General features: G+C 42.6%; 23 protein-coding genes and 1 pseudogene. 17 read left to right on the top strand and 7 right to left on the bottom strand.

The window, feature by feature from the left end; translation table 11 throughout:
* Positions 1-210: 210 nt before the first annotated feature.
* The 3 genes from M4S28_RS09305 to M4S28_RS09315 all read left to right on the top strand — a co-directional run bounded on the left by M4S28_RS09305 (position 211) and on the right by M4S28_RS09315 (position 3,388).
* Positions 211-1,068: a tyrosine-type recombinase/integrase gene (locus M4S28_RS09305; RefSeq protein ID WP_249631671.1), complete on the top strand. Its 858-nt coding sequence runs from the start codon at positions 211-213 to the stop codon at positions 1,066-1,068.
* Positions 1,065-2,156, top strand: a complete 1,092-nt coding sequence (locus tag M4S28_RS09310; RefSeq protein WP_249631672.1) for an IS91 family transposase — start codon at positions 1,065-1,067, stop codon at positions 2,154-2,156. Before M4S28_RS09305 ends, M4S28_RS09310 begins: the two co-directional genes overlap by 4 nt.
* 287 nt (positions 2,157-2,443) lie before the next feature.
* A complete protein-coding gene (locus tag M4S28_RS09315) occupies positions 2,444-3,388 on the top strand; it encodes an SIR2 family protein (RefSeq protein ID WP_249631673.1) in 945 nt (314 codons plus the stop codon).
* Positions 3,389-3,410: 22 nt separating this feature from the next.
* Here M4S28_RS09315 and M4S28_RS09320 read toward each other — a convergent pair whose 3' ends face one another.
* The gene (locus tag M4S28_RS09320) at positions 3,411-4,367 is read right to left on the bottom strand and encodes an IS110 family RNA-guided transposase (RefSeq protein ID WP_017064050.1); all 957 of its coding nucleotides are present in this window, start codon (positions 4,365-4,367) and stop codon (positions 3,411-3,413) included.
* A 341-nt stretch (positions 4,368-4,708) separates the two neighbouring features.
* On the opposite strand from M4S28_RS09320, the gene M4S28_RS09325 reads away from it, so the two are divergent.
* The 4 genes from M4S28_RS09325 to M4S28_RS09345 all read left to right on the top strand — a co-directional run bounded on the left by M4S28_RS09325 (position 4,709) and on the right by M4S28_RS09345 (position 7,978).
* The gene (locus tag M4S28_RS09325; protein ID WP_249631674.1) at positions 4,709-5,368 is read left to right on the top strand and encodes a restriction endonuclease; all 660 of its coding nucleotides are present in this window, start codon (positions 4,709-4,711) and stop codon (positions 5,366-5,368) included.
* 130 nt (positions 5,369-5,498) lie between these two features.
* Positions 5,499-6,707, top strand: coding sequence for a DUF3800 domain-containing protein (locus tag M4S28_RS09330; RefSeq protein ID WP_249631675.1), 1,209 nt, complete (start codon positions 5,499-5,501; stop codon positions 6,705-6,707).
* A gap of 200 nt (positions 6,708-6,907) precedes the next feature.
* Positions 6,908-7,438 carry a hypothetical protein gene (locus M4S28_RS09335; RefSeq protein WP_249631676.1) on the top strand — a complete coding sequence of 177 codons (531 nt, stop codon included), beginning with the start codon at positions 6,908-6,910 and terminating at the stop codon, positions 7,436-7,438.
* A gap of 162 nt (positions 7,439-7,600) precedes the next feature.
* Positions 7,601-7,978: a hypothetical protein gene (locus tag M4S28_RS09345; RefSeq protein ID WP_249631677.1), complete on the top strand. Its 378-nt coding sequence runs from the start codon at positions 7,601-7,603 to the stop codon at positions 7,976-7,978.
* Positions 7,979-8,029: 51 nt separating this feature from the next.
* Here M4S28_RS09345 and M4S28_RS09350 read toward each other — a convergent pair.
* Positions 8,030-8,284, bottom strand: a pseudogene (locus M4S28_RS09350) (transposase); the annotation flags it as partial.
* A 276-nt stretch (positions 8,285-8,560) separates the two neighbouring features.
* On the opposite strand from M4S28_RS09350, the gene M4S28_RS09355 reads away from it, so the two are divergent.
* The 10 genes from M4S28_RS09355 to M4S28_RS09405 all read left to right on the top strand — a co-directional run bounded on the left by M4S28_RS09355 (position 8,561) and on the right by M4S28_RS09405 (position 14,698).
* The gene (locus M4S28_RS09355; protein ID WP_249631678.1) at positions 8,561-9,550 is read left to right on the top strand and encodes a metallophosphoesterase family protein; all 990 of its coding nucleotides are present in this window, start codon (positions 8,561-8,563) and stop codon (positions 9,548-9,550) included.
* Between the two features lie 65 nt (positions 9,551-9,615).
* A complete protein-coding gene (locus M4S28_RS09360) occupies positions 9,616-10,299 on the top strand; it encodes a hypothetical protein (protein WP_249631679.1) in 684 nt (227 codons plus the stop codon).
* Positions 10,300-11,236: 937 nt separating this feature from the next.
* A complete protein-coding gene (locus tag M4S28_RS09370) occupies positions 11,237-11,443 on the top strand; it encodes a hypothetical protein (RefSeq protein ID WP_249631680.1) in 207 nt (68 codons plus the stop codon).
* Positions 11,440-11,919 carry a P-loop nucleotide/nucleoside kinase family protein gene (locus M4S28_RS09375; protein ID WP_249631681.1) on the top strand — a complete coding sequence of 160 codons (480 nt, stop codon included), beginning with the start codon at positions 11,440-11,442 and terminating at the stop codon, positions 11,917-11,919. Before M4S28_RS09370 ends, M4S28_RS09375 begins: the two co-directional genes overlap by 4 nt.
* A gap of 70 nt (positions 11,920-11,989) precedes the next feature.
* The gene (locus tag M4S28_RS09380; RefSeq protein WP_102464505.1) at positions 11,990-12,394 is read left to right on the top strand and encodes a DUF1801 domain-containing protein; all 405 of its coding nucleotides are present in this window, start codon (positions 11,990-11,992) and stop codon (positions 12,392-12,394) included.
* 195 nt (positions 12,395-12,589) lie between these two features.
* Positions 12,590-12,901 carry a hypothetical protein gene (locus tag M4S28_RS09385; RefSeq protein WP_249632725.1) on the top strand — a complete coding sequence of 104 codons (312 nt, stop codon included), beginning with the start codon at positions 12,590-12,592 and terminating at the stop codon, positions 12,899-12,901.
* Positions 12,902-12,960: 59 nt separating this feature from the next.
* Positions 12,961-13,242 carry a hypothetical protein gene (locus M4S28_RS09390; protein WP_249631682.1) on the top strand — a complete coding sequence of 94 codons (282 nt, stop codon included), beginning with the start codon at positions 12,961-12,963 and terminating at the stop codon, positions 13,240-13,242.
* Positions 13,243-13,306: 64 nt separating this feature from the next.
* Positions 13,307-13,756, top strand: coding sequence for a DUF3291 domain-containing protein (locus tag M4S28_RS09395; protein WP_017080506.1), 450 nt, complete (start codon positions 13,307-13,309; stop codon positions 13,754-13,756).
* A 105-nt stretch (positions 13,757-13,861) separates the two neighbouring features.
* A complete protein-coding gene (locus tag M4S28_RS09400; protein WP_004733817.1) occupies positions 13,862-14,158 on the top strand; it encodes a hypothetical protein in 297 nt (98 codons plus the stop codon).
* Between the two features lie 87 nt (positions 14,159-14,245).
* A complete protein-coding gene (locus M4S28_RS09405; protein ID WP_102450167.1) occupies positions 14,246-14,698 on the top strand; it encodes a hypothetical protein in 453 nt (150 codons plus the stop codon).
* Positions 14,699-14,807: 109 nt separating this feature from the next.
* Here M4S28_RS09405 and M4S28_RS09410 read toward each other — a convergent pair whose 3' ends face one another.
* From M4S28_RS09410 to M4S28_RS09430, 5 genes are all read right to left on the bottom strand, one after another.
* Positions 14,808-16,316 (bottom strand): efflux transporter outer membrane subunit, encoded by a 1,509-nt coding sequence (locus M4S28_RS09410; protein ID WP_249631683.1) that lies wholly within the window; start codon positions 16,314-16,316, stop codon positions 14,808-14,810.
* A 2-nt stretch (positions 16,317-16,318) separates the two neighbouring features.
* The gene (locus M4S28_RS09415) at positions 16,319-19,438 is read right to left on the bottom strand and encodes an efflux RND transporter permease subunit (RefSeq protein WP_249632726.1); all 3,120 of its coding nucleotides are present in this window, start codon (positions 19,436-19,438) and stop codon (positions 16,319-16,321) included.
* 10 nt (positions 19,439-19,448) lie between these two features.
* Positions 19,449-20,582, bottom strand: a complete 1,134-nt coding sequence (locus M4S28_RS09420; protein WP_249631684.1) for an efflux RND transporter periplasmic adaptor subunit — start codon at positions 20,580-20,582, stop codon at positions 19,449-19,451.
* Positions 20,583-20,681: 99 nt separating this feature from the next.
* Complete coding sequence (locus M4S28_RS09425) at positions 20,682-21,560, bottom strand: LysR family transcriptional regulator (RefSeq protein WP_249631685.1); 879 nt, start codon at positions 21,558-21,560, stop codon at positions 20,682-20,684.
* 216 nt (positions 21,561-21,776) lie between these two features.
* On the bottom strand, positions 21,777-22,436 hold the full coding sequence (locus tag M4S28_RS09430) for a sugar transferase (RefSeq protein WP_249631686.1): 660 nt from the start codon (positions 22,434-22,436) through the stop codon (positions 21,777-21,779).
* Positions 22,437-22,438 lie beyond the last annotated feature (2 nt).

Consider the following 22,438-nt stretch of genomic DNA (forward strand, 5'->3'; position numbering starts at 1 on the left):
AATGAGTCTATCTATGTTTTAAGTCACTGAAATACTGCGATTAATCATGGTAAATTGCGGTGCATATGAAACTAGATAGAATGATTCTGTATTTAAATGCAGAATTTTTCGGTCTAATAGCTGTTGAACTAAGCCGCTTCGCGGAGGACTTTCCTCTCACTTATCCGATAGACCAAACTTATGATGTATCCATAGATTAAGGAATACATCATGACCCCATTAAGACAACAACTTATCGATGAAATGGCGGTTCGCCGTTTTTCTCCGAAAACCCATGCAAGCTATTTACGTTGGGTTAAAGATCTATCTACTACTTACGATCTGTCCCCCAATTTACTCACCGATCAACAGATTAGTGCGTATTTACGTACGCTCACCACAGAGCGGAGCTTAAGTAGTAGTACTTGTGCTCAAGCTTTGAATGCCATCTTGTTCTTTTATCGTGCCGTTTTGAATAGAGAATTTGAAGAGCGACTGGTTCCCCCGATTAAACGCGCCAGTAAAATACCGGAGCTGCTTAATCGCGAGGAAGTAAGAAGTATCATTAGTCATTGTCGAAGTCTTAAGTATCAGACCGCACTTGAAATGTGTTATGGATGTGGCCTACGTGTCAGTGAGGTCGTAGGCTTGTACGTGAAAGACATTGATGGTACGGCGAAACGACTGCACATTCATTGTGGTAAAGGTAAAAAAGATCGCTTTGTTCCACTGGGTGATAGCCAACTGAATCATCTTCGAAATTACTGGCGTCATTATCACCCAACCGTAGTGCTGTTTCCCAGCCTAGAGCCCGAAAAGCCATTGGGTATTAGCTCTTTGCAGAAGTGCTTCAAAGCAGCGAAAGTTGAGGCAAACGTCAGAAAATTAGGAGGAATACACGCCTTGAGGCACGCTTATGCGACACATCAGCTTGAATCGGGCATGCCTTTGAATGTTCTGCAGCGTTACCTCGGACATTCGAATATCAAAACGACATTGAGGTACACCCATTGGATAGGTCATCACAACGAAAGCTCGGACGGAAGTAAGTTCGACTTAGTTGCTCAACTATGGGAGGAGAGCGAATGAACGCATTATCTCCTTACCAAGCCATATTAACACAAGGCTTAGAAGAGCTTGATAAAAGCAAAGTCACACCGAGACAGTGGCAAGTGCTTAACCATTTAAGAGACTGCCGAACGGAGCGTATGGGCAGTTACGACTGGCGTTGTCAGCAATGTGGTCATGAAACTCGTTGGTACTGCTCTTGTCGAGACCGCCATTGCCCCAATTGCCAAGAGCAGATGAGGCAGCAATGGTTAACAAAGCGAAGCCAAGATATTTTACCTGTGGCCTATCATCATATGGTTTTTACCTTACCGCACGAGTTCAATGCTCTGGTTAAAGCGCATCCTAAGGTGGTTTATCAATGCTTGTTTCATTCCGTGTGGGCAACATTATGCGCGTTTGCTAATGAGCGGCATCATCTTGTCGGTCAACTTGGAGCATTAATGGTTCTTCACACTTGGGGAAGAAACCTGAGTCAACATACTCATATTCATTGCTTACTACCGAGTGGGGTGCTTACAAAAGATCGGCAATGGCAACCGACAAGAAAAGAGAGTTACCTGCTTCCGGTTAAAGCCTTATCCGTTCGCTTTAAGAAAGAGATGTTATGTCGAGTAAGCGAGTTGATAGCGACGCACAGTAATTTATTAGAGGAAGCCGCTAGTAAGAGATGGGTTGTGTACAGTAAACCTGTACTCCACGAGCCCACAGCGGTAGTGGGTTATCTATCTCGGTATTGCAATCGTATCGGGTTAAATCCCAACCAATTAAGTTATAACGTGGATGGCCGTATCACGATGAGTTACAAAGATTATCGAACCAACGGGACTCAAAGAATGTGTTGTAATGCGGGCGAGTTGCTTCGACGCTTACTTTTACATGTGTTGCCTAAAGGGCTAATGCGAATACGCTACTATGGCTTTTTAGCTAATGCTGTACGGGTAAAAGCGATAGCGGAAATTAGGCATAGCTTACGAGAGCGACCCGCAGATAAATCGGAAGTGCTGAAAGAGAAACCTTGTTGTCCGAACTGCCATAGCAACAGCATGGTACTCGTGTGCATCAATATTAGACCTAGGATAGTCGTTTCAGAGCACCGACTGACCTAGTTGTCTGATTATAATGAATAAAATTATCGTTGTGTTATGGCGAGAGAGGGGCATTGTTCGCTTTTAAAAATATTATGCAACGGGTATAGTCGCTGTAGATAAATTGGCGGCTAGAAGTGGAAAATGGACGGCTGACGGGGTACCGGTCTTAATGATAAGAGTAGAACGCAAGTCAGTCCTAAAAAGCAAATTCCATAGATAGAAGCGGCCAAGTCCAACAGGTATTTATCCATTGTGCTACGACAACGGATAAATACTTAAGCGTTAGGCGATATGAGGAGGATTCATTGGTAACTTTATTTCTAGGTGCGGGCTTTTCGAAATGGGCGTTTGACCTACCGTTAGTTAATAATCTGTTTGATTTTGATATAGGCACCACCTCTGGCGCCGAAGAGAGAAGACTTGAGCTCATCAAAAAAGACTGGGTTCTGTGGAGGGAAAGCAACCCCGATTGCACTCCAGAAAAGTTTGTTCATTGGTGCGTTGAAAAATCTAGCCACAGGAAAAGTCGAGTTATCTGGTATGTGAATCGACGCCTTACAGAACCATTTATGACTAGAATTAGTGGGTCATATTCAGCAGCAATGTTTGACGAGCGTGTTGTTAGAGAAAATGAAAAAATTGTTGCCCTAAAACAATTCTTTGAGAAGCTGAAAGTTTTTGATCTAAACGGCATTATTACATGTAACTATGACACGATTGTCGAATGTGCACTTGGAACATCGGGCTTTAATTATGGCGTGGTTGGGGAGCAATTAAGAGGCCGAGGAATCAATCCACAGTTTCCATGGCAAAATGCACATTTAAGAGTTACTGGTGACACGCCATTGGTTAAGCTCCATGGCTCACTTTCGTGGGATAAAGACACCAAATATACTAGCGGTAAGCCAGGAAAGGCGGGTAACGCACTAATTGTCCCACCGGCTCCTGAAAAAGAGCCTCCAGCTGAACTAAAAGAAGTTTGGGATCTAGGGGCAAATATACTATCTCAATCACAAAGCATTATTATTTTTGGTTTTGCGTTTAACCCTTATGACCAAGCATTATTGGAGTATCTTAAAAAGTTTGGTTCAAATATCAAAAACGTTCTTTTAATTGATCCTTATCCGCAGGTTGAAAGTGCCAAGAGCCTATGGGCTAATAGTAAAATTGAGGTGTTGGATCCTAGAGAAGAATTTGATATTGAGCCGTGGGTAGAAACGTGTACCGTATCGCGCGTGGTCATCGCCTAACAAACGACTATGGCGTCAATGATTAATTTTTGGCAGTGTTTTCATCCCACATGGCGCCATCTCTCAGCATAGAGTTAAGAGTCACAACCATCTTTCGAACACACGCGATTATTGCGACTTTCTTAGGCTTTCCGGCAGCTACAAGTCGAGCATAAGTTGCTTTGAATACGGGGTTACATTGCATGGCTGACATCATTGCCATATATAACACTGTGCGTACTTGCGCTCGACCGCCTTGGATCACGCGCTTACCTTTGTAGCGCCCACTTTCGCGTGTTATTGGAGCGACACCAATTAGTGATGCCGCTTGTTTATTTGTGATGTAGCCAAGTTCTGGTACGTTGCTAATTATTGATGCAGCGGCAATGTTTCCTATTCCAGGGACGCTCTGCAATATTGTGTTTTTAGCCTGATATTCAGGGCTATCTTCAATGAGTTTAACGAGCTTTTCTTCTAACTTGGTGATTTGATTTTTTATCGTGGTTAGCATCGGTTTGATAGTCGGATGGAGAGAAGCGGGAAGTATCTGGATTCGGTTCTTTTCCATGGTTTGCATGGATAACAACTGGTTTCGGCGAATGACTAAGTCACTCATTAGGCGTATGTTTTTTGGCTTTATGACAGTAAGAGCTGGTTTGATTGCTTCTCCATAGTGAGCAATCAATTCTGCATCTAAACGATCATTTTTGGCTCTGCGGCCAATAGCACCAGCGAACCGTTTTATGTGGACAGGGTTTGCTCTGACAATAGGTAATTGAGCCTCTGCACATGCAAGAACAAAAGGCATTTCTAATCGGCCTGTTGCTTCAATAACGATTCGTTCAGGACTGTGACTCTTAATCGTTTTGAGTGCTTTTTTGATGCCTTTATCATTGTTCTCTACTGAGAAAAATAGGTCTAGTGGCCTGATGTGGATGTCTAATTGTGTTTTGCCGGTATCAACTCCAACGTTGATGCTTTGATTGATTTTGGTATTCATAATAAGCTAACTCATGCTTGCGTAATGCGGGTTCGAGACCCAGTCGACTATTCGAGGTTTATGCTTGAAGTCCTATGTAGCGTTCATGTTTGTTATCGGTCTCTCGATAGAGGAGCCAGCGTTTAAACGAACTACTACATAGAAAGCTTTAGTTGCAGCTAAAGCCTGGGTCTCACATTACCCGATTGGAGTGCTTATTATCCATACAAACGCTTTAAGGCGGATTCGCAACGCGTAGCATTGTTGGTTTGCGGTAACTTTAGTGATTTAGGTGGTTTGCAGAAACATCGCATTGCGTTGCTCACCACTTAAGCGGGCGTTAAGTTTCTAGTCGAGGTTATATGAAAATTAAGGCAGCTCCGGATTGGAGGCAATATGAATGGCTAGCAACCAAAATTCTACATGATGAGCGCTCTGAATCGAATGTAACAGTGTTAGCTGATGCTCGGATTAAAGGTGTGTACTCTGAAAGAATACGCCAAATTGACACGTTGATAGAGCGAGAATCTATTAAGACAATAGTTGAGTGTAAGCACTATGATAAGCCGTTAGATATAAAAGCTGCCGAATCCTTTATGAGCATGATGAACGATGTTGGTGCTAAATTTGGCGTGCTGTTATCTTCAAGTGGCTTCACATCTTCTGTACCTAAAAGAATTCGTGAGTTTGGCGATAGAATTACACTTGAGCATTTAGATTGGCATCAAGCTTATAGCACATCTTTTGCCAAGATTTCATATGGACGAATCTCTGACATTTGCTCTCATTGTAGTGGAACGCATGAAATTGGGCGTTCCGTTCCAGGGTTACTTTGCTGGGAACATGGATTAGGTGTAGCTCACTTAGGTAAGGTTTCAACGGGCTCAGTAGGTCGATGCCTCAAGTGTAAATCATATACGGTTTACTGTGATTGCTGCGGTTGGGTAACTGTTGCGGAACATGAGGATCCATGTTGCGAACTTCGGGACGTCTTCTATGAGCATATCGTAAGAGAAACTTAACAAATTGCTCAAGTCGACAGCTAACAGTCGGCGATTTTGGTTTGGTTGAGTATAGTGATTAAGGCGGCTTTGCCTGAGTATCGTGGTGGTTAGCTGCAACTTAGCAAGGCGTTAACTGGCAGGAGTAAATATGAGCAGAAATAGCAAACAAAAAAGAACGCAAAAGAAAGTTCAAGCGAAAAAAGCGGCTAACCAAAAAGCCGAGGCAATACGTAAAAAGCAGAGTGTGATTCCTTCTATTTTCTTAGATGAATCAGGAAATACTGGCTCAAACTTATTAGACAAAAATCAACCGGTATTTACCCTAGCTAGTTGCGACCTTTCGACTAAAGAGGCGGAGCGCCTTTTAGGTTTAGTTGGCTCTCGTGCAGAAAATGAACTTCATTTTAAGAGGTTGAAACGGAATAAAGCAGGGCAAGACGGAATCGTCCGTTTACTAAGTGACCCTGCGATTAATACTGAAAGTATTAAAATGAATGTGTTCTCAAAACGCTTTATGGTTACGTCGAAAATTGTAGATTTGCTCATTGAGCATATGCTCCACCTAAAAGGTGTCGATCTTTATGTTAATGGGCAAAATATTGCACTATCAAATATGCTGTTTTATTGCTTCCAAGCGTTCTGCGATGAAGAGTTAGTGGACAATATGTATCAACTGTTTGTGGATATGGTTAAAGAGCAAACGGAAGAATCTATAGAGTCTTTCTATTCTTGCGTTGAGTCCGTGCAAGCATCATCGTCAAGTGATGGCTTTAAATCTGACATAGACCAAATCATTGAAACAAAAGAATATATTGATAGCGCACTCGAGGGTATTGATAAAACAGCTTTAGATCCATCAATCCCTGCTCTGTTTGCACAATGTATCCAATGGGGTAATCAATATCCTAAAGGTTTCCATTTAATTCACGATGACTCTCACAGCATCGAAAAGCAACGTGAAATGTTTGCTCAATTTATGGATTGGACTCAGGAAACTGTTGAACTTGGATATGATCGTCGCAAGTTTGGATTACCTCTAAAAGGTAAATCAATGAAATTTGCAGATTCACAAAAACATAAACAGATTCAAGTTGCTGATATTGTGGCAAGTTCTTTTGCTTATTGGGCTGCAGGTGTTGCTGTTGGAGAATCAGAAGACTATTTCTTCCTAGAACTTAATAAGTTAGATTTGGATCGTTTTATCGGACACAATAAAATTTGGCCAACACCTGATGTTGACCCTAAAGATCTTGGGACGGTGCATGACGGTGGTTTAAATGCTGCCAATAATATCCCTTCATTTTTGGCTAAAGCAAAAGCAAAAGCAAATCCAAGGGTAACGGAAACAGCCAGTTAACAAGGCAATCAAGGTGATGCGTTACACTCGGCGGTGCGCTTTGCTGGTTTTGTGGGGCACACCTTATTGCAGGCGTTATGTTCCATTGCGCACATATGTGATGTGCATCTAATTTTGTAAAATATTGAGAATTGCCCCTTTATTTGCACTAAATTTATACCCATGTAATTAGTGTGCTTAATTACAATGAGGAATGCACTGTGCCAATTTTCTTCGAAAATCTAGATACAACAACTCGTGATTACATGCGTGGCGAAGTAAACGTAGACTTTGAAAATGCGAACGTTTACTACAGCAAATTCTTGAAGCAGGGACTGCAAGATACATGGGATAACCTTTTACTTGAAGCCGTTACTGAGCATGATGAGGCTTGGTTGGAAAGTAAGATTGAATCAAACCAACTATTAGTTGATAGCTATCAAAGGAAAAAGCCTAAAGGTGGTTTTACTGTAGCCAAAGTCCCTTATACGGCTCCGCAGACATTAGCTGAAGGTGAGTTTAATCGCTTTTATTGTCGTGGGTTATGCGCACGTGCGATTGAAGAAGGAAAAATGGTTCAAGTTTATCGTGGTAAGGAAGTTATTAACGCTCGTAGCGCATCTGAAGAAAAAATCGGACAAGTCATTGCTCCAAAGGAGTTGCTAGAGGACTTGAGAGTTAATGTCGGTGTAGATACGGCATTAGGCTTACCAAATGGTCCTAATTCTGGTTTGACAATCAAGTTAGTATAAGAACATAACAATCTGTTTAAGAGTGATTCGCAACGCTTGGCATTTTTGCTATGCGTTGCGTTTTGTGTTTAAGGTGGTATTCGGCGGCTTTTGGATTGCGTTGCTCACACCTTAACAGGGCGATATATCACTGAGTGCAGCATGATTTAGGTAAGAGATATTATGAAGAAAATAGAGTTTATAAGTTGGGATGATTTTGGTGTAGTAGTGCAAGATCACAAAGAAGACCCAGCGTTACTAACAATGAAAGACTATGCAATTATCAATGGCTTCGACGTGAAAAATAGGCTGGGCTCTGCGGTAAAAGAAGTTCTGACGCTTGCTAAACTATACGAATTCGAATACATCAAAACATCTCGTGGATATCAGTTTTCAAGCGCTATTCTAGAGGCAATTTTCACAACGGTGATTGTTTCTGCTTATGAGAGAGACATAATTCTAAGAGGAATGTCTGAAGGTGCTACATTTTCTGAGAAACATGCGGCATTCGAAGTGGTGGAGTCTTTGATGATAGATTCTCCCATGTACCTATTAGAGTGATATAACAAACGACTTTGGCGTCAATGATCAATTTTTGGATGTATTTCCATCTCACATAGCACCATCTCTGAGCATAGAGTTAAGGGTCGCAGCCATCTTTCGTACACACGCGATTATTTCGACTTTCTTAGGCTTTCCGGCAGCTACAAGTCGAGCATAAGTTGCTTTGAATACGGGGTTACATTGCATGGCTGACATCATTGCCATATATAACACTGTGCATACTTGCGCTCGACCGCCTTGGATCACACGTTTACCTTTGTAGCGCCCACTTTCGCGTGTTATTGGAGCTACACCAATGAGTGTATATTTTCTATTTTAGTCTACTGCATGAACACTGAAGAGGTTTTTAGCTAAGCCGATACCGCAGAAATAAGAACAATCAGACATGGTACCTCCGATGCATTTGAGCACCACATAAGTGTGGCAGCTCCTCGGTAGGGGGAATCCATATTATTCGTTAGAAATTAAAATTGGGATGCACCCGCTAATTGACCTATTATATTGAAATACATACAGATAACTGATATCTTCACAGCAGAGCAATTAGTTGCATTTGTTATAAGCTAGACTGGGTACTGCATGAACACTCCATCTATGAATATTCTGCATATATCAGATGTTCATTTCAAAGAAAATGAATCCACTGCGACACAAAGTCAGATTACAAAAGCTTTGGTTAAAGCCATCGAAAATTACGAGAAGCCAATCCACTATTGTGTTTTTACAGGAGATTTGGCTAATCATGCTTTGACTAGTGAGTATAAGCTCGCGGGAGAATGGCTAGAACGTGTTTTTTTAGCTATGAATAACCCAGACGCAAAAATGATTATTTGCCCGGGAAATCACGATATTGATAGGAGTTCCGCTAACGTTCTTTCTGCGAGAGGCGCTTCTACGAACAAAAAATTACTCGACATGTTCTTAAGCAAGGAAGAGGATTCTTTTTGTTCACTAAGAACATTCTTAGATTGGCATGAAGAGTTCAGTAATAAAAATTCATGGGTTATCAGTTTGTGGGGTAAACACGTGAACTTGGTCACTGAACTGCATAACGACTTAAACATCAATTTTGTCATGGCAAACTCAGCGTTGTTATCTTGTGACAATGATGATGTAGGGAATCTATGTGTAGACCTTGATCAACTTAATACATGTTTAGAGAAGTCTAGAGATAATAAGGGCTTAAATATCTGCATGATGCACCATCCATTGGATGGTGGTTGGTTAAGTAAGTGGAACCAAGAACGTGTAGATACTTTATTAAAACAGAAAGCTAGTTGTCACTTTTTGATGTCTGGTCATGTTCATGATGCTGAGGGTTCAAATAGTGCCAATAACAATGGTCAGGCACTCGCAAGTTTCAAGTGTGGAGCAGCCTATACCGGTGGTGAGTGGAAAAATGAATTTTCGATTCTTGAGGTTGATATTGACGGTTCTAAGGTAACACCGAAGAATTTTTTATATTCTGAGTCTTCTGATGAATGGTATGTAAACACAGCGCAATCTCAATATGTTATGGTAGATTTCTCTAGCGTTAAGCTAAGCGAAAGCGGTAAAAAAAAATCTTAGTTGAAAAAGTTGCTCAATCTTTAAGCAATAATAGAACTCAATTTTTCGACTCACTGTATACTAATATGGAAATTCAGGGGGTCGAAATATCTGAAGAGATATTTACCGACGAAGATAGCGATTACGGCGGTTACTATGACAAGTTTGATACAATTCTATGGTTGCCTTCGCCGGATATTGTAAAACAAACGCCAAATCACCAGAATATTACAGGGATGGTTCTGAGTGTAAGGGATATTGATATAGCTTATGACGTATTATCTGAATACGTTGATTTTTTTGGGGGAGAAGGGTTCCCCGGATCTTTCAAAAAAGTACCAGACGAAATGAAACACAATATTGTAGGCGCAATCAAAACTTTAAGCGAGAATGGTTTTTTCTTATCGGTTAGTATCCCTGCATATCTTTTTGATCATTGCGAAGACGGAAAAAAAGTAAAATCAGTTAATTATGCGATAACAAATAGCCTGTTACAAAAAGTATTTAGAGAAAAACACAAGGTTAATATTAAGTGTATTGATGTTCATATTGTTAATCAAGGTTCAGCAAACAGTGGCTTAAAATCGAGAGTGTCAAAGCTTGCTAGAAAATTATTAAGTGCAGATGTACAAGCCAATTATTATTTTTTTAACAGTAGCGAATGTGAGCGAGATCAAACTCTTAACAGATTTTTCGGGTTATGTTGCTGGTTTGTCAATCAAAAACATAGTATGAATAATTCTTATTGGCTAGAATTGATTAAGAATTAGTGTTTAATAGGTTGTTGAAGCAAGGACGCAAATAGTTAATGTGTTGGAAAAAGTCCCTCATAGAGCCTCTGAATATGCTCGCCAATTCCCTAATTGCATTAGCTGTTTTACAACCTACGAGGGTGTGTTGTTATCAGAGTTTCGGCCTGATGATATTGTATAAGGAAATATTTATTTTTAATTAATTAAGGAAATATTGTAATAATCTTAATAGAGGATAAATATGGAAAAAATAATCAACCTTAGATTTATACTAGTAAGGTAATTAGTAAGTTAAATATTAATTTAGTGTAAAACCCACAAACGCTCAGCACTATGTGTTGGGCGTTTTTTCTAGCTTATAACCATAAATTTAAGAGTGATTCGCAACACGTAGCATTTTTCTCTATTCGTTGATTTAGTGATTAAGGTGGTATGTGGGGCCTTCGGCATTGCGTTACTCCCCCCTGAATAGGGCGCTAGACTCATCGTGTGGAAATTCATATTGCATCCCCATTTCAGGATAAATCGAGACCTATTTCCTTGCCTGAGAAATGAGCAAAAGTAGTATGTGCTGTAGAAATCTACTTTTAGTCAATTTTTAGGTCACTCGTGAATATACTTCTGATTGTACCTACCGTTTTTTTAGCCAAATTTATCGGTTCGCAAATGGGGTTCACCTATAACCTGTTTTCAGATCCGTTCAGTCTTAAGCTAGCTCTGATTGACCTTGGTTTATTTGGCTTTGTCGGTGCGGTTCTTAGTTTTATTTACGACAAGAGCAAACATGCTTTCAAGAACTTCAGGAAAAATTAGCCTGACATTGCATTTAAGACGGATGCTCACCGCGTTATTTTCGGCTTTTTTGGGGGTAAGTGTTTATATTACAATTACTTAAGGTCTGTTTGTAACGTTACTCACACCTATACATAGTGTTGCTTTCTACGAGGGAATGAACATGAAACAACGAATTTTCAAGAATCTGAAGCTGGCATTAGGTATTGGTTTGGGTGTTGCCATTCATCAGTACTTTTTTATGACGGATAGTGCGTTTGATTTCTATCGACCAATTGTGGCGTTTGCTTTTACGTTTGTAGTTAGCAGTATTGGTACACTTCTAAAAAAAAGAATCATGCGTAATAAGCAGACTAAAGGGGCATCATGACTAAAATCTATTTCGTATGTGGCTTTATCGGTTCGGGTAAGACGACTTACTCTAAAGCGCTTGCAGAAAAGCATGGCGCCTTTCGTTTCTCGATTGATGAGTGGATGATTCCTTTGTATGGCGAGCATATGGAGCGTGAAGTTTTTGATCGCCGACTGGCTACACTGCAAGGTTTATTCAAGGACTCTGCAATGCAGCTCTTTTCCTTGGGTGTTCCGGTGATTTTTGACTTTGGTTTTTGGCGTAAGTCTGACCGAGATTCTTTTACAAGCTGGGCATCAAACCTAGGGGTGGACAGAGAAGTTCACTACCTTGATGTTCCCTTTGAGACTTGTAAGGAGAGGGCATTTAACCGTAACTCGGAACTGAATGGTAAGTCTTATGAAATGACGCCTGAAATGTTAGATCTTTTTTGGTCTTGGTTTGAGATTCCAACTTCAAATGAAAATGTTGTTTGGGTTCAGCAAGACACTTAACAAGTTATATAGCCAAGCTTAGTTTGAGCTAGCAGCCCCTTAATATCGTAATAAGTGAATCGGAGATTGAATGGACAAGGAACTGAAAACACATTTCGACGAGTATCCTGATGATGTTCGAGCTCGGCTTGAAGAGTTGCGTTCATTAATCTTTGAGCTTTGCTCTGATTTGGAGTTAGGTGAAGTCGAAGAGTCTCTGAAATGGGGTGAACCGAGTTACAGCGTCAAGACGGGTAGCCCAATTCGAATCGACTGGAAATTGAAATCACCAAACAACTATTACTTGTTCTTTAACTGTCAAACGAAGTTAATCGACACATTCAGAGAATTGCACGATGGCACCTTGGCATTCCAAGGTAATCGGGCAATCATCTTGAACCTAACTGAACCACTTCCGAAGGCACCAATCAAGCAGTGCTTAGAGCTTGCCTTAACTTATCAGCAACGAAAACATCTTCTGCTTCTTGGCGCGTAATTCTTATGTGTTGTTGGCTGCTTAATTTAATGTGGTTAGAATTTTGAAATGTGCCTACCACTGATTTACGAGGCTTGGCACTTCTCGTTTAATGTTAGGTTAGTATTTACCGTCTTATGGTTTAGGTTAGTGGCGTTGCTCGGACTGTAAAGTGATAGGTGGACAGGGAAAATTATGAATCAATAAGAAGCCTTTATAGGATTTGCGGTTTATGGTGTTATCAGTAGTTTAATCGGCTTTTTTACGTTTTTTATTATCAAAAATGCAAAGTACAAACAAACATTGTGGACTTTACAGGCTGTTGTTTTTGGTATCTTCTCGATTGGTTTTATCTATTGGTCTGGTGGTAATGGGGCAGAATTGTTGGTCTGGGTTCCGATGGTTACTTTAATGTCTATTTACAATATCCACTCTCTGAAATTTTGTGGTTCTTGTGGAAAAACTAACGTAAGAAAAAGCGGATTGTCATCCATTAAATCATGTAGTGACTGTGGTAATGCTTTATAGTAAAGCTAAGAAATATCAGACGTTTGTTCATTTTAGTTTCAGCCTTAAAAGGAAGTTGTATGAATTTAGATAAAGCTAAAAAACGTATCGCGAAGCAGGTTAAAAAAGGCGACAACGGATACCCAAAAATCACGTTAGCGTATTACGGGACGACCAAAGATCTCGCAACGGAAGTCGCAGTTCAATTTATGCTGGGTGAGAGCGATGGTGTCCAAGAAGAGCGTTTTTCTTGCGAAACCGAAATCCGAGATAATGAGCTAATCCAAACGACGCTGATCAAGATAATCGAGCGCGCTAATGTTAACTCAGTAATTGAAGTTGAAGGCGTGACGGTTCTTTAGTTGTCTTAGTATCAGTCGGTGCGTTTGAAATTTTCTACTCATAATTTATCAAGGAAGAAACATTATGAAATTAGCTCAGTTAAATATCGCTCTGGCTAAATACCCGTTAGATGCGCCGGAAATCAAAGAGTTTGTCGATAACTTAGAGCTGGTTAATGGAATCGCAGAAAGCAGTGAAGGGTTTGTTTGGCGTCTGAAAGATGAATCTGGTGACGCCACCAATATCCAAGCTTTCGATGATCCTAATATGATTGTGAATATGTCGGTTTGGGACTCTGTGGATTCGTTAAAGAACTTCATGTTCCGCACACATCACCGTGATTTTATGCGCCGAAAGGGTGACTGGTTTCATCGATTACCTGAAGATACTTATGTGCTTTGGTGGATTGAAGAAGACCATATTCCCACACTCGAAGAAGCGATAGAGCGACTTGAACACCTCAGAGAAATCGGTGATACGCCGTATGCCTTCACTTTTAAAACCAACTTTACGGAGTCAGAAGCGCCAAAATAGCGTTCATAGATAACCAAGGTTATGTTTTTTTAGATGTTTTATGGCAATTCCCGTGAAGATGAGTCGATTATTGGTATGATGTTTCTATAGTCTTCGAGAGGTTTTATGATGTTGAAAATGAAAAGTAGTGTACTTGCGGTGTGTTTATTCGGTTTCAGCATGAGTGCTAGCGCTTCAACACTGGAAGAGTGTGCCAAACTCCTTCCTGATGGTCACACGTATAAAGTAGAGATCATTTTAGACGTAGATAAGACTGAGAAGGATCCAGCGGTGAAAGGCAGTTTTGGTGTGACGGGCGGAGCCGATGCGCCAGATACTTTCGATATCGGTGATTTTGTCGAGTGCGCTGGTCCTCTGATCAAAACCGTAGATACAGACAGCAACGAAGCGTCTAATTCCTAGTCACAGATTGTCGCGAAAATAGTTCACTTTCGTCATGGAAGACATGATCAGGGGTACTTAAACTAGGTTGAGGTGAATAGGGTAATTATGGGCGATTATTTAGATATTTGGTTTACGGTTACCTCCTTAGTTTTTATTGTAAGCTTACTTTCAGCACTTTTTGTTGGGGTCTGGCGTAAAAATATAAAAGCGTTGATTCTATTAAGTGGAGTCGCAGCAATAAGTATCGTTCTGTTTCTCTCTCAGAAGTATCAAATCCGAAAGATCCTAGCTGAAGAGCTGAGCGTGTCGAGTTTCGTTGTGGAGGCTCATGAGGAGTTTGAAGAATCTAAATTGTTAGATTCTTTGAGAAGTAGTAACTACGTAACGATGAATAGAACGAAACCTTTGTCAAAAAGTAAAGTACGTATTGTTATTAACTCTGGCGAGGTTGAGTTATTGATAGCTCAAGACTCTAAGAACGAAGAACTGTTTTGGATCTATTACCCTAAATACCGATTTAGTCGTTTAAACCCAATTGGAAAGGTACGTATCCGTTAAACATAAGTGCACAATTGCTACAGCGACTTTCAGTAACAAAAATACCGCCGTAATCAACGGCGGTATTTATTATCATGCTTATTGCATCGTTCAGCTGAGAACAGAGAGTCTAGTTAACGTGGGCTAATTCGACACTCTGCGTTTCATTAGCGACTTTCCAATCGCCACCTAACGCTTTATACACCGCAATCGTGGTGTTGGCGGTTTGAAGCTTGGCGGCTACTTGGCGATCTTGCATCGCTTTTTGTTGTCTTTGTGCGTCTAACACCGATAAGTAATCGACTAGGCCCGCTTTGTATAGCGACTTTGCCTTGCTCACTGCGTTATCGACGGCGCGGGTGGCTTCATCTATGCGCTGTTGGTTTTCTTGGCTACGGCCATAGGCAAACAAGCTTGAATCGACTTCCGCAAAGGCGCTGTCTACCGAATGTTGGTAGTTAAGCGCTGCAGAACGGAACCTTGCTTCGTTCATTTCCACCATGGCTTCGCCTCGGCCACCATCGAATACATTCCAACTTATGCCTGCAGATGCCGCCCAGCCGAATGAATCGCTACTGAACAGATCATCAAAACTTCCGGCTGTCACTCCTGGCGTACCCGTTAGGAAGAATTTTGGATAGCGATTGGCAATGCTTGCGCCGAGTTCTTCGTTAATGGCTGCCATTTCGCGTTCTGCAATTCGGATGTCTGGGCGTTGTTCTAACAAGTCAGAAGGTAAGCCTGTAGGAATCACATCCTTCATTCTCGGTAACGTAAATTCACCCGCTAAACGTTGGTTCACGCTCGTAAGTGATTCGCCTAACAACACTGCCATACGTTGTTTGTGAACTTGCTCTGCGATTTCAAGTTGAGGAACAATGGATTCAGTCGCGGCAAGCATGGCTTTGGCTTGAGCAAGATCTAACTCCGAGCCATAGCCGCTGCGAACAACTTTGGTGACCAGTTCTAAAGTCTGCTTTTGGTCGGAAATGTTCTCTAGTGCGATCGCTTTTCGCTCTTGAGCGCCACGATATTGCAGGTAGTTGTGAATGACATCGGCAGTGATCAAGGTATTCAAACCCGATTGGAATATCTCGGCTTGTTCCACTCGAATTGTTGCCGCGTTGGATTGCTTATCGATACGTCCAAACAAGTCCATTTCCCATGCGATGCTTGCACCTAAGAACCCGCCATCGTGTTGCGCTTCCAGCAACGACATCCCCGTTGCTGATTCAACCGCATCAGAGGCGCCAAATACCGGGCCGAGTAGGGAGTCGTTTTCACTCAGTTGGTAGTTGTAATAACCACCGCCGACATTGATGGTCGGGACTTTGAATGATTCAACAACGCTTTTGTATGAGTTCGCCATGTTGATTCGCTCGGCGGCCAGTTTAAGTGGGATGTTCTGGCTTTGAACATCAGCCACTAACTGATTGAGCGTTGGATCATTAAACTGCGTCCACCAATGATTGTGCTGTTCGTTTTGGCTCACTCCGTCTTGGTTCACATCACCTTGGCTATATAAGAAGCTCTCAGCCATGGTCGTTTGTGGTTCATCGTAATCAGGGCCAACCGCACAACCTGTCAGCAACAAGGCGAGAGCAATAGGAGCCACTTTAAACTTAGTTAATGGGTACATGTTTATTGCTCCTTGTTGAATGAGGTTGGAGTGCCGATGTTTGTAGACTGAGGCGTTGCATCGAGTACAACTACAGCATCTTTAATGGCTTCAGCCACTGTCTTTTTCTCTTCAGTTCGATAGAAAAGTTTATACAGCGCAGGCATCACAAACAGAGACAACACGGTTGCCGCAGCCAAACCACCGATAATGGTTGCTGCCATCTGGTCAAACAGCAGGTCACTAAGCAGCGGGATCATGCCAAGAGCCGTGGTTAGTGCACCCATCGAGATCGCCATTGTGCGGTTCACGGTTGCTTCTTTGATTGCATCAGACAGTGAGCGACCGTCTTTACGTTCAAGCTCGATCTGGTCCATCAACACGATGCCGTTCTTGATGATCATACCGGTCAAGGTTACCGCGCCAATCAGCGCCATGAAGCCGAACGGTTTATCCAACAGCAACAAGCTGAACGTTGCACCCGTCGCCGCAAGCGGTAGGGTGGTGAAGATGATCACTGGCTGTTTGAAGCCGTTAAACATCGCAACTAGGATGATCACCATCAACAACATCGCTTTAGGTAGCTGTTTAAGAATATCGCTGACCGCTTTATGCTCGTCGTAATATTCGCCACCCCATTCCAAGTGGTAACCGTGTGGAAGGTGAATGGATTCTATTTGTTCTTTAACTGAGTCTCTCACTGCTGCAGGTGTGGTGTAGCGACCAACGCCAGCTTGTGCTGTGATGGTTTTTACTCGGTCGCGACGCCAAATCATGGTCTCTTCGCTGGTAAGCTCAAACCCGTCAATGACTTGACCTAGTGGAACGCTGTGGATGCCCAATAAAGAACGTACCGGCAAAGTTTCTAGCGATTGAATAGAGCTTTCTGTACCACGCAGTTGAATCGTCACCAGTTCGTCGTTTAAGTTCATACGACCCAGCGGCATGCCTTCTGACGCGCGTTTCATCGCGAATGCAATATCTGCACGGTTAATGCCTGCAAGACGCATCTTGTCTTGGTTGATGACAGGTTCTAGCACTTTGCTCTTTTGACGCCAGTCGTCACGCACGTACTTGGTGTCTGGGTGTCGAGCAAAGATAGCTTTCGCTTGTTCAGATAAGCCGTGCAGTACCTCGATATCTGGGCCTGAAAAACGCGCTTCAACACTGAATTTATCCGAAGTCGCAAGCTTTAAGCTTCTAAAGCGAGGATCGGCGTTTGGAAACTCTTCCATTAACCATTTGTCGCCACGCGCAATCAACGGGCTGAGTGACGGGAAATCGGTCGCGTTAATCAAGATCTGACCGTAAGCAGAGTCAAACGGTTCTGGCTCAATGGTCACTGAGAAACGTGGAGCGCCAGCACCAATGTACGTTGAAATACTCTCGACTTCCGGCTGCTCTAACAACCATTGTTCGATACGCTTCATGTCTTCTGAGGTCTGTTCAACCTTGGCGCCATTTGGCAGCCAGTAATCTAAGAACAGAATGGGCCTGTCGGCTTGTGGAATAAAGTTAACGGCAATATTCGGGATAGCCAATGCAGTGACCAAGATCAGCGGAATAAGTCCCGTCAGTGCTTTGAGTGGGTTATCTACCGTCCAGTTTACGCTCTTACGGTATAAGCTCACTTTGGTGTTGTCAGCTTGCTTAGTTGGCTTGATGAAGAACCAACACATCAAAGCTGTGAAGGTCATTGCGACAAACCATGACAACAACAGTGAAGAGGCGATAATTAGGAATACTGAGCTTGCGAACTCAGCGGCATCGGTTTTTGAAAAGATAACAGGGCTCGCACCCATGATAGCAATGACTGTCGCGCCAAAGAGTGGTGTAGCGGTCTCTTTAACAGAATCAATCGCGGCTTTGGTGCGATCGACGCCTTTATTGATTTTCACAATCATCATATCGGTGATGACAATGGCATTATCAACCAACATGCCGAGCGCAAGAATGAACGTACCTAGCGAAACTCGGTGTAAATCGATTGAAGCGATGTTCATGTAGATAAGTGTCAGCAAGATAGTCAGCAGTAAGCTTGAGCCGACAATGGTTGCGCTTTTTAGCCCCATGAATATAGACAGGACGATGAATACAATCGCGACACTCTCTAGCAAGTTACTTACGAAGTTGTCGATCGATTTCTGAACTTCTTCCGGCTGGTTAGCAACTGTCGCGATATCAACACCTAACGGCAGGGTTGCTTGAAAATCGCTGACGATTTGATTGATTTCATCACCAAGTGATACCACGTTTACGCCGGTGACTGGGCTCATCGCTAATGTGACTGCTGGTACGCCGTTGTAGCGGTTCTCTGTCATCATTGGCTCTTGGTAGCCCATTGTGACGTCTGCAATATCGCCTAAGCGGATTAAGCTGGTTCCTAATTCACTCACGCCGCCTTTGATCATCAGGTTTTTGATGTCGTCTAATGAACCAAACTCACTCGACTGTTGAACTCGGATTCGTTCAGTTCCTGCTGAAAACTTACCGGCATCGAAGGCCATGTTTTGCGTATTCAGCTGCGACCAAACTTGTGTGATAGATAGGCCGTATTGCGCTAACCTTTCATCTGGGATGTCGATATGAACAACGCGTGGCTGAACGCCGTGTAATTCGATCTTCTTAATACCATCGATGGTTTTAATTCTGCGTTGGAGTTCTTCTGCGTAACGTCTTAGCTCAGCAGGCGAAGCATCCTTACTGTGGATAGAGAAAAGCATGCCGTAGACTTCAGAAAACTCGTCTTGTACGACACTGATCTGTGCAGTTGAAGGCAGTAACAGCTTCATGTCTGACACTTTACGACGCAACAAGTCCCACTCTTGTGGAAGTGCGTTTGAATTAAGAGACTCTTTAAGGTCAACAAACACCATCGACATACCCGGACGAGACAGTGAACGAAGTCGGTTTAATGATCCCATCTCTTGCAGTTTGGTTTCGACGGTATCAGTAACTTGCTGTTCCACTTCTTCCGCAGAAGCACCGGGGTAGAGCGTTACTACGACGGCCGTTTTGATGGTGAAGCTTGGATCTTCGAGCTTGCCAAGATCAAAGTAAGAAAACAGGCCTGCGATAACACTCAATGCAGTGAAAAACAGGATGAAGGTGCGTTGTTTGATCGCAAAATCAGCTAGATTCATCATGATTTACCTACAGACTCTTAACTTGAATATCGGAGAAGTGTTGGCCTTCCATGACGTACTGAGCACCACTCACCACGACGAAATCACCATCGTTGAGCGTTGATTCAACACATACGGTATTTTGGGACATCGAAACCACGTCCACAGTCACGCTATGAGCTTGCTCGTTCTTAACCGTGAACACTTGCTCGATGCCAGATTGATTCACCAACGCTGAATACGGTAAACAAAAATTGCTGCTAGCTTCGCCAAGTTGAGTTGTCAGTGTGACGGCTTTTCCCGGTAACACTGACTTGCCGGTTGTTTCTACATGGTAGGTAACCGCGTAGGTTTGCTTGATAAGGTGAGGTGACGTGGCAATTTCAGCGGTGTACCCAATTAGCTTTTCCTCTGAACCATACCAATTGATAACAGCGGTTTGATTCGATTGGAACTCATGAATCAAGTTTTCTGGGACTTGGATTTTAACTTCAAGCTGTTCAGGGTTGTGGATAGTGAAAACCGAAATGCCCGGCAGAACTTGCTCAAACTGATCGAAGTTCGATGCCGCTACAACGCCGTCGAAGGGTGCGAGCAACTTGGTATAACGAATCGAATCTTTCGCACGGCGTATGTTCTGTTCTACGACTTTAACCGCCGCTTCACTTCGTTCATAACCGCTGATTGCACGGTCTAGGTTAACATCGGCAATCGCATTATCAGCGATGGCTTGTTTTACTCGTACAAGTTCGGATTTCGCTAATTTGTGTGCAGATTTCGCTTCGAGCGCTCGCGCTTGTAACTCTTCCAATGCCACTTGGTAATCGTGCGGGTCGAGTTGTGCCAACGGTTGGCCTTTCTTTACTGAATCACCAATCGAGACCATCATTTTTTGAATAGTGCCAGGCACACGAAACGCGACGCCAGCGGTTTCTGATGACTGCAATTTGCCTGTGAACGATTTTTCAACTTGATGAGAGAGAGGCTCAAGTTGGATAACTTGAATCGGGCGCGTTTGTTTTTGAGCTATCGTCGCCTCAGAGTCATTACAGCCAAACAGAGCGGTTAGGCTTAGTGCCATGACTGTGTATTTGAAGATAGGTGTCTGCTGAAAGATAGACGAACGCTGCAAAACAGATGAATGTTGAGATATAGGCTTCATGGATTACTCCTGTCAATTTATGGAGTAATTCTATCTTTCAGTCTTGTTTAGATAATCTAGTCTTCACGTGAAACACTGTCATGATATTCGTTACAATAACTAAAGATTTGGAAGTTCTTGTAATAGAAAATCAATCAAAAGTTGAGCAGAATGACTCAGCGCTTTGCGTTGAGGGTAGAGTAGCCATGCTTCTTCTTCTTGAAGATTCTCGTCGGGGAACAGGTTAATCAAGGTGCCGTCTTTGAGTTGCTGTCGTACCAAGAGTTCTGGTAACAACGCGATGCCTCTATGTCGAATTACACCGCCTTTCACGAACCCAATGCTGTCGCTGACGACCGAAGGTTCAACTTTGATGGTGTGATCTTTGATGTCCCATTGTTTATCGATGTCACCACTTGGCCACCTGAAGCAAACAAATGGGTAATTGGAGAGCTCTCTTAGGTTTGAGGGCTTGCCTTGTTTCTCTAGAAACTCAGGGCTTGCGACAAAAACACGTTGGAGAACCATCACTTTACGAGCAACCACATTAGCATCGCTCAACGTACCACCATGCATGGCGAGGTCTAACCCTTGACGGTACATGTCGACAAAACCATTGCTGATCGTACGAATATCAAGCTCAATTTTCGGGTACATATCTTGGAATTTAAACAGAGTCGACTGCATGATGTCGCTGGTTTCTGGCAACAGGCCAATCTTAACTTGTCCGTGTGCAACTTCTGATAGGTTGGAGGCGATATGGTTCGCTTTGTCGAGCGCACTTAATGCATTGAGTAGTTCTTTGTAATAGAGCTCGCCAGATTTGGTTAAGGAGAGGCTTCGTGTGGTTCTAAAGAACAGTTGAATGCCAAGAGACTTCTCAAGGTCGTTAATTCTTCGGCTAACATTAGCACGGGGAAGGTCAAGTGCATTGGCAGCGGCAGTAAAACTACCCAGTTCGACAACGGTGGTAAACAGCTTAAGATCTTCGATTTTCATAACAACGGCATTTAATCGTTTTTAGAACAGTATGTTGGCATCGTATACCAATTGGATTTTAAAATCGAAGCGTTCTTTAATTTGGCTTGTTTTGAAGCAATAAAAAGCCAGCCGATAAATCATTATCAAAGCTGGCTTTGTGTTCGCATGGGACAGACTGCTCTATTTTTCACCTTGGACTAGGCAGCTTGTTCTTTCACCTCACAACATATCAGTTTAACGACCTCGACCGTCGACCATCACAATAATAGTTTTAGAAATGATGGCGAGGTCAGCGGCAATCCAAGACTTAACAGAACATAGGCTTAATGCGTAACTGTGGTCAAAGCCCACTTTACGACGTACATCATCAATACAGGTATCATAACCTTGATTTACTTGTGCAAGCCCCGTAATACCAGGCATTACGCCGTATGTACGGTCAGCAAAGTAAGGGATTTCGTTCTCTAGTTTGGTGTAAAAAGTAGGGCGTTCAGGGCGTGGACCAATAAGAGACATTTCGCCTTTTAACACGTTAAAAAGTTGTGGAAGCTCATCAAGACGTGTCTTTCTTAAGAAACGGCCAACTGGCGTAATTCTTGGGTCATTCGCCGTTGCCCAAACGGCACCAGAGCGAGTTTCTGCATCTTCATACATACTACGAAACTTCATAATTTCAAAGATTGCCATTTTCTCAGGTGTGGATTTACCAACACGCAGTTGACGGTAGAAAATAGGGCCACGAGAAGTAAGCGCTATGGCCATCGCAATCAATGGAAATACCGGTGCTAACAAAATCAAAGCAACCAGTGAGCTCACGAAATCGAAAGTACGTTTAGCTCGCGAGATTTTGTATTGGTATAGGTTTTGAGTAGATAGCTGTTCAATGTTCATCATAA

It is taken from the genome of Vibrio sp. J383 (assembly GCF_023503985.1).
Lineage (GTDB): Bacteria > Pseudomonadota > Gammaproteobacteria > Enterobacterales > Vibrionaceae > Vibrio > Vibrio splendidus.